Origin of the sequence: Rhizobium sp. IBUN (assembly GCF_000510625.1) — a bacterium.
Lineage (GTDB): Bacteria > Pseudomonadota > Alphaproteobacteria > Rhizobiales > Rhizobiaceae > Rhizobium > Rhizobium altiplani.
The window spans coordinates 15,387-28,039 of sequence record NZ_AZNV01000004.1 but is presented as its reverse complement, the minus strand read 5'-3'; the positions used below and the strand labels follow the sequence as shown (position 1 = coordinate 28,039).

General features: G+C 59.9%; 15 protein-coding genes. 5 read left to right on the top strand and 10 right to left on the bottom strand.

Features of this window, described 5'->3' with window-relative positions; translation table 11 throughout:
- Positions 1-20: 20 nt before the first annotated feature.
- The 5 genes from RHIBUN_RS0105825 to RHIBUN_RS0105800 form a co-directional block, all read right to left on the bottom strand.
- Positions 21-356 (bottom strand): hypothetical protein, encoded by a 336-nt coding sequence (locus RHIBUN_RS0105825; protein WP_100248211.1) that lies wholly within the window; start codon positions 354-356, stop codon positions 21-23.
- 60 nt (positions 357-416) lie between these two features.
- On the bottom strand, positions 417-1,115 hold the full coding sequence (locus tag RHIBUN_RS0105815) for a L,D-transpeptidase (protein ID WP_025658833.1): 699 nt from the start codon (positions 1,113-1,115) through the stop codon (positions 417-419).
- A complete protein-coding gene (locus tag RHIBUN_RS0105810; RefSeq protein WP_025658832.1) occupies positions 1,112-2,074 on the bottom strand; it encodes a glycine betaine ABC transporter substrate-binding protein in 963 nt (320 codons plus the stop codon). Before RHIBUN_RS0105810 ends, RHIBUN_RS0105815 begins: the two co-directional genes overlap by 4 nt.
- A 112-nt stretch (positions 2,075-2,186) precedes the next feature.
- On the bottom strand, positions 2,187-2,831 hold the full coding sequence (locus RHIBUN_RS0105805) for an alpha/beta family hydrolase (RefSeq protein WP_025658831.1): 645 nt from the start codon (positions 2,829-2,831) through the stop codon (positions 2,187-2,189).
- 63 nt (positions 2,832-2,894) lie between these two features.
- Positions 2,895-3,092, bottom strand: a complete 198-nt coding sequence (locus tag RHIBUN_RS0105800) for a hypothetical protein (RefSeq protein ID WP_018856458.1) — start codon at positions 3,090-3,092, stop codon at positions 2,895-2,897.
- 332 nt (positions 3,093-3,424) lie between these two features.
- Here RHIBUN_RS0105800 and RHIBUN_RS0105795 point away from each other — a divergent pair, with 332 nt between their 5' ends.
- On the top strand, positions 3,425-3,889 hold the full coding sequence (locus RHIBUN_RS0105795) for a hypothetical protein (RefSeq protein ID WP_025658830.1): 465 nt from the start codon (positions 3,425-3,427) through the stop codon (positions 3,887-3,889).
- A gap of 301 nt (positions 3,890-4,190) precedes the next feature.
- On the opposite strand, the gene RHIBUN_RS37880 is transcribed toward RHIBUN_RS0105795, so the two are convergent.
- Complete coding sequence (locus tag RHIBUN_RS37880) at positions 4,191-4,319, bottom strand: hypothetical protein (protein WP_280949565.1); 129 nt, start codon at positions 4,317-4,319, stop codon at positions 4,191-4,193.
- Positions 4,320-4,402: 83 nt separating this feature from the next.
- On the opposite strand from RHIBUN_RS37880, the gene RHIBUN_RS0105785 reads away from it, so the two are divergent.
- Both RHIBUN_RS0105785 and RHIBUN_RS0105780 read left to right on the top strand, forming a co-directional pair.
- Complete coding sequence (locus RHIBUN_RS0105785; protein WP_025658829.1) at positions 4,403-5,074, top strand: VIT1/CCC1 transporter family protein; 672 nt, start codon at positions 4,403-4,405, stop codon at positions 5,072-5,074.
- Positions 5,075-5,076: 2 nt separating this feature from the next.
- The gene (locus RHIBUN_RS0105780; RefSeq protein WP_025658828.1) at positions 5,077-7,026 is read left to right on the top strand and encodes an adenylate/guanylate cyclase domain-containing protein; all 1,950 of its coding nucleotides are present in this window, start codon (positions 5,077-5,079) and stop codon (positions 7,024-7,026) included.
- Positions 7,027-7,085: 59 nt separating this feature from the next.
- Here the strand turns inward: RHIBUN_RS0105780 and RHIBUN_RS0105775 are convergent, their stop codons facing one another.
- The 4 genes from RHIBUN_RS0105775 to RHIBUN_RS37200 form a co-directional block, all read right to left on the bottom strand.
- Positions 7,086-7,637: a DUF2971 domain-containing protein gene (locus RHIBUN_RS0105775; RefSeq protein WP_280949569.1), complete on the bottom strand. Its 552-nt coding sequence runs from the start codon at positions 7,635-7,637 to the stop codon at positions 7,086-7,088.
- Positions 7,638-8,046: 409 nt separating this feature from the next.
- Positions 8,047-8,982, bottom strand: a complete 936-nt coding sequence (locus tag RHIBUN_RS0105770; protein WP_025658826.1) for a DUF2950 family protein — start codon at positions 8,980-8,982, stop codon at positions 8,047-8,049.
- 34 nt (positions 8,983-9,016) lie between these two features.
- Positions 9,017-10,444: a DUF3300 domain-containing protein gene (locus tag RHIBUN_RS0105765; RefSeq protein WP_025658825.1), complete on the bottom strand. Its 1,428-nt coding sequence runs from the start codon at positions 10,442-10,444 to the stop codon at positions 9,017-9,019.
- A gap of 46 nt (positions 10,445-10,490) precedes the next feature.
- Positions 10,491-10,805 (bottom strand): hypothetical protein, encoded by a 315-nt coding sequence (locus RHIBUN_RS37200; protein ID WP_025658824.1) that lies wholly within the window; start codon positions 10,803-10,805, stop codon positions 10,491-10,493.
- 319 nt (positions 10,806-11,124) lie between these two features.
- On the opposite strand from RHIBUN_RS37200, the gene RHIBUN_RS0105755 reads away from it, so the two are divergent.
- Together RHIBUN_RS0105755 and RHIBUN_RS0105750 are read left to right on the top strand one after the other, a co-directional pair.
- A complete protein-coding gene (locus tag RHIBUN_RS0105755; RefSeq protein ID WP_018856449.1) occupies positions 11,125-11,466 on the top strand; it encodes a DUF3302 domain-containing protein in 342 nt (113 codons plus the stop codon).
- The gene (locus tag RHIBUN_RS0105750; protein ID WP_018856448.1) at positions 11,466-12,623 is read left to right on the top strand and encodes an HlyD family secretion protein; all 1,158 of its coding nucleotides are present in this window, start codon (positions 11,466-11,468) and stop codon (positions 12,621-12,623) included. Before RHIBUN_RS0105755 ends, RHIBUN_RS0105750 begins: the two co-directional genes overlap by 1 nt.
- Positions 12,624-12,653 lie beyond the last annotated feature (30 nt).

Genomic DNA, 12,653 nt, shown 5'->3' with positions numbered 1-12,653 from the left:
CGACCTCGCGGGGCGTGCCGTCAGCCGGACCGCGCCGGCTGCACTGACCGGACTGTGCCGTTGTTGTCGACGATGCAAGAGAACTTCTTGCCGCCGGCATCGAGATCGACGCCGAAGGTGCCGTCGGGCAGTTGACGGGAGGCCGTGGGCAGTACCTTGGCGTTCGCGCCGGCAATTCCGGCCGCCGAATTGGCGCAGAGTAGCTGGAGATCCGCCGGTGCAGTCTGCAACGTGGTGCGGGCCATGCTGTCAGGCGCTGGCGGCGTCGGCGGCGTGCAGGCGCCAAGCAACGCCGCGCTCGCCATTGCCGTTATCGCCCAGCCGATCGAAATTCCCCTCGCGATTCTCTGCCCCAAGATCCTGTCCCCCGACTAGCGTTGTTTTCTCCATTTCCGGCGCTTGTGCCGGACCTATTGTCAGACGCCCTTGTAGAGCGCCGCCCCCTGCATCAGCACGATGACCTTGGCGCCAATCTTGATCCGCGAGGCGAGGTCGACGATGTCGTTATTGTTCATACGGATGCAGCCGGAGGAAACGTCGAGACCAATGGTCCAAGGTTCCGCCGTCCCATGGATGCGATAGATGGTGTCCTGGTCGCCTTCGTAGAGGTAGAGCGCCCGGGCACCCAATGGATTTTCCGGTCCGCCCGGCATCCCGGCTGCCCACTTGGCCGCGTTCGGGTCACGCGCCACCATTTCGGCCGGTGGTGTCCAGGTCGGCCATTCCGCTGTCCGGCCCACACGCACGATCCCGGCCCAACCGAAGCCTTCGCGCCCGACGCCGATACCGTAGCGGATTGCCTGCCCGCCAGGCTGGGTGAGGTAGAGGAAATGCTGGTTGCCGTCGATGATGATCGTTCCTGGCGGCTCCGCGGTCCTGAAGGTCACGGTCTGCATCCGGAATGCTTCAGGCGGTTGGTTGTTGCGCGCGTAGTACTGGCGAGCCTTCTTCTTGTCGTAGTCGACCCAAGTGTGCGTCTTGGAGTCATAGATCTGTGTCTGAGCCCAGGCAGCCAGGGGGCCGAGGCAGGCTGCCGCAGCAAGCAGAGCCAAAGTCAGCTTGCGCGGCCGGATGGCCTCTTTCCTCTTCACCGGAAATTTGCAGCGTGCCGTCATTGCTTAGCCCACCCATCCACGCGCTTTGCGTTGTCGGCGACCCATTTTTTCGCGTAGTCGAGCGGCGGTATGCGGTCGACTTCAAGCGCATAGCTCATCGCCGTCGCCTCCTCCGGCGTCAGATCGACTTTTTCCAGAAACGCCGCGATCTCGGGGCGTTTCTTGGCGAAAGCGGCGCCGTATCCGATGCGGAAGTTGGCTGTATCCCAGGCCGTCGATGCGGAGGACTTGGTGACCCAGAGCGGATCACTGGGACCGACGAGCTTCCACTTGCTGGCATCATGCGGCGGCTCGGTAAGGCGGACGATCCTGTGCAGGTCAAAGATGAAGTGCGGCGCGTAGCAGGCAAAGACAAGCGGCTGGTTTGTTGCGATCGCGATATCCAGCCCCGCCATGGCGACTTCTTCTTCCGACTCGACCAGCGTCAGGTTCTTGGCGTAGCCGTAGGTGTTTGCCCGCACCCGCTCGATCCCCGTCGAAGCCCAGGTCGGCGCGCCGAGCCACAGCTCGCCCTTGCCGTCACCATCAGTGTCGAGAATCTTTGTTTTCTCCGGATCGCTGAGATCCGCGATCGACTTCAGCCCCTTTTCGGCGGCAGCCGGAGTCGCGCAGATGCCCTGCCATGCCGGCACGCCATGCTTGGCGAGAACCACGGCACCCTTTTCCGTGACAAAGGTTTTGATGACATCTTCGAGGTTCGGCTGCCAGACCTCCGGCTGGATGTCCACCGTGCCTTTCTCCATGCCATTGAACGCAAGTAGCGTCCCGAGCTCCTGCACATCGGCATTGAGCCCGAATTCCTTGGCAATGCTGACCTTGAGAATATTCGCCGTCGCCTGCCCGGAAGGCCAGTTCGGCATCGCGATCACGAGATCGGCGGCGAAGGCGGCACTACTCATCGCAAGCGCTGCGGCGAGAATGGATGAGAAGAGCCCTGAACATGCTACGCACTTCGTCATGCTTGCCCCCAAACATGCGAGAAAGGATCGTAGAAATGCACGTCACATCTTGCAGGCGAACATGCATAAAGCATTTGCATGCGTCAAGTCGAATTGACGTTCGCACCCGGTCCTAGCGAAGGCAGTTTTCGTCTGCCCAAGCCTTGACGCTCGCTGCCATCGTGGCGAGATGATCGGCGACGGAGAAGCCGGATATCTTCTTGCGCGGCGCGAGATCGTGGTCGCCATCCTCGAGCCAACGCAATGATATTGCGGGGGAAAGCGGATAGGTCTCGACCTCCTCGCGCGTACCGAATTCGTCGCGCGTCCCCTGGCAGATAAGCGTCGGTGAACGCAGGTTTCTCAGATGCGCGGTGCGCAGCTGTTGCGGCTTGCCGGGTGGATGAAAAGGATAGCCAAGGCACAACAATCCACAGATCGCGCCTTGGTCATATAGCTCGTCGGCAATTATGCTGGCCACTCGTCCGCCCATGGATTTGCCGCCGATGATGAGCGGCCCGCTGCTCGCGACCTCCTTTACCGCCTCCATGTATTCGGGGATGAGGGTCTCGGCTTTCGGCGGCGGTTTTCTTGCATCCGACGTCCGCCGCGCCGCCATGTAGGCGAACTCGAAGCGCGCGATCCGGAAGCCTTTACCGACAAGCGCCTCGGAAGCCGCCGTCATGGACTTCGAGTCCATCGGTGCGCCGGCACCGTGGGCAAGCAGGATGGTGGCTGGGGGATTGTCCGGGCCGGTGATCAGAAACGTCTCGCTCATCGCGATGTCATAGCGCAATGAGCGAAGCCTCACCATATCGGACGTGCAAGGTGATAGCCGGTTTCAATGGAATTTCGGCATGTCGGGAAGCGCCGAGAATTCTTCGCTGATCATTTCGCTCATGGCGACCAGGATCTCCTTGCGGGAGAAGCCCGACCGTTCGAGTTGCAGGATCATTTGGTCGAGATCCAGTTCGAGCTGACCGCGACAGCACGCCACCCGATCGGCAGAAACGAGGAGAACTTCTTCAAGAATTAGCATCGCTTCGCTCCTAATTTCCAGAAGCAACCTGCGACTGCGCTAAATGTTCCAGGGACCGCCAGCAACATTTCCTGAACGGCGACTGCGGAATTTATTACAGATTACTAATTAATATGCGGTCGACGCCCCTTCGATCACCAAACGTCCATGCCGCACTTGGTGGCTTCCCCCCAGGGGCCGTTTCAACTCTGTCTGCCGAGCACATGCACTGGGAACAAGATCAGCCAGTGGCCCACGGCGTAATATACCGTATACTACCTCATCCCCTGTGTATTTTACTGCCTTGACGCTCTTACTCATCTTATCCTTTGGAAAACTCGGAGGACATGGCGATGACTGCAAACGAGACGACCCCTCAGTCGATGACCAGTGCCGAAGATCTGCGCAAGCGTGCCCTTGAACTTCAGCTTGCGGAGATGGAACGCGACGACAAGATAAAGGCCCGCGAGGCGACGAAACATGCAGAGTTCGTCGAGGATTTTTTCCAGAAGCATATCGGCGAGACAGAGCGGGCGGTCATCAAACGGCTGGTGATGAAAGCTGCCGCGGACGGAAAATACGAAGCGATGGTCTACAGCTTCCCGTCGAGCCTCTGCTCGGATAGCGGTCGACACATCAACAACAACCTGCCCGGCTGGCAGAACACCCTCCAGGGCAAGGCAAGGGAACTTTACGATCTCTTCGAGACGGCGGCCAAGCCCCAGGGCTATGGGCTGAAGGCGGCGATCATCAATTTTCCGGGGGGCATCCCCGGCGACGTCGGCTTCTACCTGACCTGGGAGCCGCCCGTCGAATAATTCGGAGCGGAAAGCGCGCGATACCCGCCGACAGGGTTTGCGAACGTCCTGCGCTTTGTGGGGTATGCGGGGAGAAGCTTGGCCTCCGCGCCAATGGAGCACGCGATGCCACGGTGCGCCACGACGGCATGGAAGCGCACAGCACTCGCCAGGACGTATTCTCAAGGCATCGGAGCCCGTGGCGATGAAGGCGATTGAAGCATATTGCGAACGAATCTCCTGGCCGTATCGCTCATTGCAGTACACCACCACCTCCGCCTCGAGGTTCGAGCAAAGCCGTTCAGATTCAAGGATGCGCCGCTCATCCGTCGAGCTGGCCGAGGAAGCGCTCCAAGGCGTCGACCCCCAGGTCGTAGGACTCGAAAAGAGCGCTCAATGTCTCGCTTGCCACGGAGACAATACAGCGACGGATCTCGGGGATCCTCATCATTAGTTTTGCGTCCGCGCTGCCTCGTTGAAGTCGTGGATCGTTCCATATGAGGAATTCAGCAGCCGCGAAGGAGCAGGCATTTCATGGCATCCGGCAGGCCACAGATCGCGGATGTAATCGACCCGGGTGATGCCCTCGGCGAAGTCCTCTTCGGACTGATCATGGCGCTGACATTTACCGTCGGCTCACGGCTCATCTTCACCGAAGGGGGCCTTGACGTCCGCGAGCTGATCGTCGCGACCATCGGCTGCAACGTCGCATGGGGCATCATCGACGCCGTGCTGTTCGTCTTGGGCGTGGTATTCTACAAGAGCCGGCGCGGACGCGTCTTTCGGCAGGTCAGAGCCGCTCAAAACGAGCGGGACGCCATTGCTGCGCTCCGGAAGGAATTTCCGATCGACGGCGAACCGCTGGTTTCCGCGGCAGCGGATGAAGAGGCACTCTACCAGGCCATGCTCGGCCTCGCGCGGCGAGGAAGCCCTGCCAACACTCGTCTATCGAGAGATGATTTTCTCGCCGCCTTCATCGTCTTTCTCCTGGTATCGGCGACATCGCTGCCTGCGGTTATCCCCTTCTTCATGATCAGCAGTGCGGACCTTGCGCTGAGAACCAGCAATTTTCTACTGATTGCCCTGCTCTTCCTGACAGGCTGTGCCTGGGCGCATTTTTCGGACGCAAAGCCGCTCAACGCAGGCGTAACGATGACGTGCCTAGGCCTCGCGCTGGTCGGCATTGCGATTGCTCTTGGGGGGTAGGGATGGTGGACCGCGCTACGCCACCGCCCGCGACAGGGACCAGGGGTGCATCGGACTGGGCCTTTCCCCTGCGATTGCACCTCAGCGTCATCATTGTCGGGCTGCTGGCTTGCACGGCGCTGCCGCTCGTGTGGATCGCATATACCCAAGGCAAGGTAACCGCCCTGTCCGCTGGCGAAGCACAAATGCGTCAACTCGGCTTGCGCACCATCGAGAACTACCGCGATGTGTTCAACGGCGGATACACCGCGATCGAGACGGCCGCCGCCGTCCCGCAAATGCTCACGCCGCCACCCCAGGATCTGCCGGCGAAGCAGGCCCTGCTGCTGCGAGAACTGAAGTCGTCCTTCCACATAGACGGGGTCTATGTCGGCTTTGCTGACGGGACGTACATTCAGGCCACCAACCTTGCGACAAATCCGGCGTGGCGCGACGCCTTGAATGCTCCGGCCGACGCCGCATTCGCCGTTCGTGCGATCACGAAGGTCATCGGTATTCCAGTGACGACCTGGACGTTCTTCGACCAGGACATTCGACCTCTCGCTCGGCGCGCAGACGGCGACGATGTCTTCGACCCGCGGTCCCGGCCCTGGTACAAGGCCGCGGTCTCGGAGGGCCGGACGACATCGGTCGGCCCCTATATTTCCGCTGCGACCAACTACCTCACCCTGACGTTCGCTACGCCCGTAGCCGGGAAGGACCAGGTCGTTATCAGCGCGGATGTGATGCTTGTGACCTTGGGAGAGGTTGTCGATACCGGGACGATCTCGGAAGAGGCGCATGGCTACGTATTCGACAGCACCGGCCGCCTGATCGTTCACTCCGACCCCGTGATCATGACGAAACTGCGCGATCAGATGCGTCGCGGGAGGCTGATGTCTGTTGCAGACGTGGCAGCGACAGACCCAGCCATCCCGGCCGTCGCGAATCTGGCACAGGACCGCAGCCGGCCGGATGGCGATGTCTTCCGCTTTCTGGTGAATGGCCGCGAGTATCTGGCCCAAAGCTTTCGTGCGGAAATAGCCGGCATGCTGAAAAACTACACGGTCGTCATCGCAGCACCGCTTGACGACCTGGTCGGTCCTGTCGAGCGGACCCTGAGGCGCAATCTGGCTGCCGCAGCCGCCTTCCTGTCGGCGGGCGCGATCGCCGCGATCATCATCTCCCGGTTGATCAGCCGCTCGCTCTATGCGTTGGCCGACGAGGCGAGGCAACTGGGCAATCTGGAATTCAAACAGAGCCGCGTCTCGCGCTCCTGGATATCCGAGGTGAACGCGCTCGGCAAAGCGCTCGGTTCCGCCCGTGATACCATCCGGATGTTCTCGCTCTACGTGCCGCGTGAACTGGTCCGCAGGATTGTCATGACAGGCCAATCAGCGATCGGCTCCGCCTCCAGGCAGGAGATCACTGTCCTCTTCACCGACATCAGAGAGTTTACCACCATCTCCGAACGGCGCTCGCCCGAAGAGGTCGTCGCCCTGCTTTCCACCTATTTCGAAACCCTCAATATGATTGTCGAGCGCCACGGCGGTACCATAGCGCAATATATCGGCGACTCCGTTTTGGCGATGTGGAACGCACCGGTTCATGACGAGCGGCATATCGAAAACGCCTGCCGTTGTGCCTTGTCGATGAAAACTGCGATCGACGAGATGAATGCTTCCAATCGCGCCGCCGGTCGCCCCGAACTCGTCACCCGCTTCGGCCTGCACACCGGACCGGCCGTCGTCGGCAGCGTCGGCGCCGAAACCCGCCGGCAATACACCGCAATCGGAGACACTGTAAACATCGCCTCGCGACTGGAGGGCCTGAACCGCGACTATGGAACCTCGATCCTCGTCAGCAGCGCGGTCCGCAACGCAGTTGCGGAGAATTTCAGTTTCCTGCCTATCGGCACCGTCAGCGTCAGGGGCCGAACGGGGCAGACCGAGCTTTACGAGCTTCGGGGCTAGTATCGCTCGAACAATCCGTCCATTGCAGGAAGGCTCTTGGCCCCTGCCAGAGAGCGCGGCTATAGCGATCGGTAGGGGATATCGGATGGCCTTGAGGCTTCTACGCTCAGGTGTCTCGTGGCGATCGAAGCTGCCTGGAGTATTCGCTCTTTCTGCAGGCTGGGTCCCGCGATCACCGTGTCAAACCCGAGGTTTGTGCGGCCCTCACTATCGTTGCCCAGATCAAGGTCGACTTCAAAATACGGAACCAGCATCGTCGCCATCCCACGGACTCTCACGGACTGATGGTCAAGTGGTACGAACTTCGAAATGATGCGCCATTCGCACTCCTCACGAAAGGACGGATCCTTGAAGGCACAGGCTAGCTGCTGGTAACGAGTGACAATCTGGTTTGCGAACTCTTCGACCCGTTCATCGTCCAAGGGCGTGGTGGCATCGATCGTCGCCAACGAGTGATCGATGAACTCCTTGGCGAGCGCTGTTTTCTGGCTTTGCTCATAGATACACTTGACAAGGCGGAAGCACGCCCTTTCGGCAACCCTTTGCAGGTCGCTGACGACAAATCCCAAGCATACTCCTCCACCCGCACCATAGCCCCTCCATTGGCTCAGGAGATCGTCGTCCTCCGCAAAGGACGCCGTGTAGACATATCCCCTGCTGGAAGAAATCGATGAGAGAGGCTACCCGAAGCAATATGGCCTGCTGTCTTGACGATGCGGCTTTCGCACGCTTCTGCCTCCGCCTTCAGGTAGCCCAGCCCATATACGAACTCCCTCTGAATCATTCAGATAGTGGATGTTTGTCGCCCATATCACTTTCGAACTGACAATACCGAGAAACCCTTGAAGTGTCGTGTAGTGGAAAAGGCGCGGCCGCAGTGTCGCGCTCGCCCTGCCGGCTGACGTCGGCAGAAGCGAAAGGTGATCGTTAATCATATTTGGCGTCAGTCGAGCTCCGTTGAGGCGAAACCACGCTGGAGCCTTTCAGGGCTAAATTGAAGCGTTCTGCCGGAACCACACCTCAGTCGCGCACGACCGTCCAGTTGTCGTCGGGGTTGAACTCCTTGATCGCCGCGGCGCGCTGCTCGGTCTCGGGCCCCAGATCTCGCTGGTAGACGATGTTGGAACCGTTGACGACGAAGGTCTGAGCCCCGGTCACGTGATACTTGACCGGCCAGGCGATCAACGCAAAACCGCCCGTCATGTTGCCATTGACGATATAGCTCTGCTTTCCACCGATCACGTTGGGGCCCTGGGCCGTCAGGATGCGATAGCGGTAGCCATAGTAGCCTTCGCCGCGCTTCGCCTTACTGAAGGCGGCCGTTTCGATCAGGGGCCCCGCCGGGCTTTCTTCATCAAAGGCACCGGGCTCCCAGTAGAGGCCGTCGCGTTGTCCCGGGGTGCTGATCAGCTTCTGCGCAAATTCGAAAAGTCCGTCCTCGTCCTCGTCGATTTGCGCGTACGCGTATTGGGCGTTCACATAGTCATGCATCGTCTGGATTGTCGCCAGTTCGCTCTGACCGACACGGCGGTTGACGATCTCCTGCAAACCGACCTCGGTATCGAATGCCCATTTGCCGTCCTTGTTCTTCGACAGAGGAAAGGGCAGCGGCCACATGACGTCGCCAATCAGAACCACCTTGCGATCATGGAGGTCCTGCAATTGCAGTTGGCGCAAAGCGCCCTCGCGGATCGTTTCATAGCTTAGCATCGCCTCCTTGCTGGATCGCAGTTTGGCCGCGTCCAGACCGAGAAGGCTCGCGAGGCCATCGATATCATTGTAGCTCAACACCGTCTTGAACCGCTCAAGCGCCGCCGATGGGTCATCGAATGACGGCGGCGTACCGGCCACGAATTCCTGAAGATTCGTCTGAATCTGCGACATCGACGGGGCCGCCCACGCCAGGGAGAGAGCCGTTCCTAGCAACAGCGGAATCAACTTAAACTGTGGTCTCATGGTTTATCTCCGGAAATCTGAATAGCTGGACACCCTATCGCCGACCGCCACCTCCACGCCCCCCACCGCCACGGCCGCCGCCGCCGTGTGGTATCGGGCGCGAGCGTTGAGCGGAGGGACGTGGACCACCCCTTTGCCCGCCTCCCATGCTCTGTCCGCCTCGCTGGGAAGCCACCGCTTCACGCCGGCCGGACTGCACGTTGCCGAGGGCGCTCGGTTGGCGCGAACGGTTGTCGGGCCGCGCCGCCATCTTCGGTGCGCTTGGCTTCTTGACTGCCGGCTTTGATGGACGGTTGGCAGCATTGCCCGGTCGATTGGCGGCATTTCCTGGACGGGCATCCACGCGATTGCCCAGATCGCCCGGGCGGGCATCCGGACGCGCCCCACCCGGCCGGTTGGCGACAGCATCGCCTGCCCTCGGATTTGCCCTCAGGCCCTCCGCAGTGCTCTTTCGAATATCGTCAGCACGTGTGCTGACATTTCTGGCTCCTTGTCCGCGGTTCGCCTGCCGGTCGCTGACCTTGTTCTTGAGCTGGTTGCGGTTGTCGGACTGCAGGCTGGATTTGATCGCCGAACGATCGATGTTTGCGAGCTGATCCCTGTCGATATTCAGCTTGCTGCGATCGACCTTGGTCCAGTCGACGTCGTTCCATTTGACCTTGCCGTTGAAATTTCGGTCGTTAAAGCAGTTGTTGCAGTCGATATCGACATCGCCGCCCCAATTACCGCCCCAAACGCCCCAATCGTCCCAATTGACGATGGCAGCCCAGGCGACGCCCGTCACCGCGGCGGCAAAGAACCCGGCACCCGGATAATAGTAGCTGTCGTAAGAATTGGGATAGTAGGAGATCGGAGCGGCCGTATAGCCTGGCTCATAGAGCATTTCGGGTGGATATTGAGGGATATAGACCTTCTCGGGATTGGTCGGTCGTATGACGACGTTCTCGTTCTCAGTCACGACCGTGATCTTGTCGTCGGTCTTGATGACGTTCTTCGCCACCGCTTCGTCGCGAAGCTGCTGAATGGCAATCAGTACATCCTTTTGCTGGTTTGTAAGCGCGTCACCCAGCGATTGAGTCCAATCGAGGTCGTCGCTCATCATCTTGACGAAATCTGGATAGTTGAGGAGCGAGATGACACTTCCATCCCAATCATCCTTCGGCTTGAGATCGGCGTCTTTCTTCTTGGCCTCCAGGAAACGCTGAGCCTCGATGACCTGCACCGGAAACAGTGAAGCCGCCGAGATCGCCGCCACGAGCTCGTCCGGATAGAGGGCGATGCGTGCCACAAGCACTTCGAGCTCATTCTCGGAAAGCAGAGCGGCCTCCGGCGCCGTCGCCTCTGTCGAGGCGGGTTTCTGTGCGGGGGTCGCGGTCTGTGAATACGCTGGCGGGCCGGGATGCATCGAAATGATTGCCAGCGCAGAAAGCCCCGCAAGCAATCTCAAATATCTTGCTTTCACCACGCAACGACCTCCTCTGAATCAAAACAAATTTTGTGTAAGTGCCTCACGGAGATTTTGGCCTGGTGTCCGAAGGCCGCCTAAGCATCACGATTTTCGATTGTGCGAGCGCCTCTCCCATTTCCTTCAAAAGGGCTTCAACCAGTGCGGCATATTCTTGCCGCCGCGCTTCGCGCACGCTTTCGGGAAGGCGCTCGATATGCGCCAAGGTTTCCACCGCGATTGCCAGATCCTCGCACATGCTGTGAAACGCGTCGCTCCCGTAAAAGAGCCGCTGCACCAGCTGCGCCTGGCCAGGAAAGTGCGCCTCGGCCCTTTCGAGAACCGACAAAGGTGTAGAATTGCTATCTCCCGAAACCATCCCCGCCCCGCTGTCAAATGCGTTAAGCAGAGTTGCATCATATAGCGTCAGCCCGGAATGGCGGCGTAACTTACGCGATCCTACGTTCGGCGGAGTTTTCCCTTATGCGCCTGTCGCTCCTGCCATCCTCCATCGATTTGCTACGGCGAAAATCCAAGATCATCTTCAGCTGCTGCACCTTTCGTCAGACCAATAGAGGATACGTGATGTTACGGGTCTTTGCGCCAAAGTGGGTCTAGTATCCGCAGGTCGACAGCAAGCGAACGGGCGGCCAGACCAAGCCGAAGAGGCGGCCAGACCAAACCGAAAAGGAGGAACGGTGTTTCTCGACTATTTTGCACTGGGAGTGTTGCTCTTCGTCGTAGTCACTCTGTTCTATGCAGTGATCGCGATCCACGACATCCCACACCTGATCGCCAAGGCCAGGAACCATCCGCACCAGGACGCCATCCACGTTGCCGGATGGGTGAGCCTGTTCACGCTGCACGTCATCTGGCCCTTCCTTTTCATCTGGGCCACCCTTTACCGCGAGGATCGCGGTTGGGGCATCCGGACGGATGGCAAGCTATCCCCAGAAGCCGAAGCCAACGCTGAAATTGCCCGTCTCCACGCACGGATCGCGGAACTCGAGGCTCCAATGGCAGAGAGGGAGAAGGTCTGATGGAATTACTCCTGATGCTGACCTACGCGGCTTTTTGCTTCGCGATCTTCAAGTTGTTCAGAATTCCAGTGAACCAGTGGTCGCTTGCGACGGCTGTCCTAGGCGGCATATTCATCATTGCCGGGCTGGTGCTGCTCATGAGCTACAACCATCCCTATTCCAGCGATGGGCGCATTTATTTTACCTCGGCTCCGGTCATCCCGGTCGTGGGCGGCCAGGTCGTAGAGGTGCCGGTCACGCCAAACGCTCCGTTGAAGAAGGGCGATGTTCTCTTCAGGATCGATCCTCGCCCCTATCAATATGCCGTCGATCAGAAAACGGCGTCGCTTGCCGAAGCCAAGCAGACCGTCCTGCAGTTGAAGGCTGCTCTCGATGCCGCCAATTCGGCCGTAACAGGTGCGGAAGCATCTAGGGACCGATCGCTGCAGGCCTTCGAAAAGTTTCAGGCATCGAATGAAAACGCAAAATCCAGCGGCAGAGGTGCCGTCTACTCCGAGCTCGAAGTCGAGAACCGGCGCGGCATCTACCTGACGGCCGAGGCCGCCGTCGATACAGCCCGTGCTCAGGCGGCGCAAGCAAGGCTCGCCTACGAGTCCGAGATCAACGGAACGAATCCCACGGTCGCGCGGCTGGAGGCAGAGTTGGCGAACGCGCAATACGAGCTCGACCAGACGACCGTGCGCGCACCGAGCGACGGATACGTGACGCAGGTTTTCCTACGTCCCGGCATGATGGCGAATCCCCTGCCCTTGCGGCCGGTGATGGTCTTCATCAACAGCGAGGACCGGTACCTCGCTGCCGCCTTCATTCAGAATTCGCTCCAGCGCGTGCGGGTTGGCGACGAGGCCGAGGTGGCGTTCAAGGCCGTCCCCGGCAAGATCTTCAAGGCGCGCGTCCGGGAAGTCATCGATGTGATGGCGCAAGGCCAGTTGCAGCCAGGCGGCGCGCTGATCGACCCGCAATCGCCCGAACGGCTGTCGCCGGGGCAGACACTGGCGGGTATCGAAATACTGGAGAGCACCGACGGGTATCAACTGCCCGGCGGTGTGGTCGCCGAGGTCGCGGTCTACACACATTACTGGCACCACGTCGCTCTCCTCCGAAAGGTCCTGCTACGCATGAGCAGCTGGATGAACTACGTCTTCCTCGAACACTGAACGCATCAACAATTTCCGGTCGTTGCCTGG

Coding starts and splice junctions, on each gene's coding strand:
- RHIBUN_RS0105750 (WP_018856448.1), top strand. CDS start 11,466: ATGGAATTACTCCTGATGCTGACCTACGCGGCTTTTTGCTTCGCGATC.
- RHIBUN_RS37880 (WP_280949565.1), bottom strand. CDS start 4,319: ATGATGAGGATCCCCGAGATCCGTCGCTGTATTGTCTCCGTGGCAAGC.
- RHIBUN_RS0105785 (WP_025658829.1), top strand. CDS start 4,403: ATGGCATCCGGCAGGCCACAGATCGCGGATGTAATCGACCCGGGTGAT.
- RHIBUN_RS0105815 (WP_025658833.1), bottom strand. CDS start 1,115: ATGACGGCACGCTGCAAATTTCCGGTGAAGAGGAAAGAGGCCATCCGG.
- RHIBUN_RS0105795 (WP_025658830.1), top strand. CDS start 3,425: ATGACTGCAAACGAGACGACCCCTCAGTCGATGACCAGTGCCGAAGAT.
- RHIBUN_RS0105770 (WP_025658826.1), bottom strand. CDS start 8,982: ATGAGACCACAGTTTAAGTTGATTCCGCTGTTGCTAGGAACGGCTCTC.
- RHIBUN_RS0105810 (WP_025658832.1), bottom strand. CDS start 2,074: ATGACGAAGTGCGTAGCATGTTCAGGGCTCTTCTCATCCATTCTCGCC.
- RHIBUN_RS0105805 (WP_025658831.1), bottom strand. CDS start 2,831: ATGAGCGAGACGTTTCTGATCACCGGCCCGGACAATCCCCCAGCCACC.
- RHIBUN_RS0105780 (WP_025658828.1), top strand. CDS start 5,077: ATGGTGGACCGCGCTACGCCACCGCCCGCGACAGGGACCAGGGGTGCA.
- RHIBUN_RS0105800 (WP_018856458.1), bottom strand. CDS start 3,092: ATGCTAATTCTTGAAGAAGTTCTCCTCGTTTCTGCCGATCGGGTGGCG.
- RHIBUN_RS37200 (WP_025658824.1), bottom strand. CDS start 10,805: ATGGTTTCGGGAGATAGCAATTCTACACCTTTGTCGGTTCTCGAAAGG.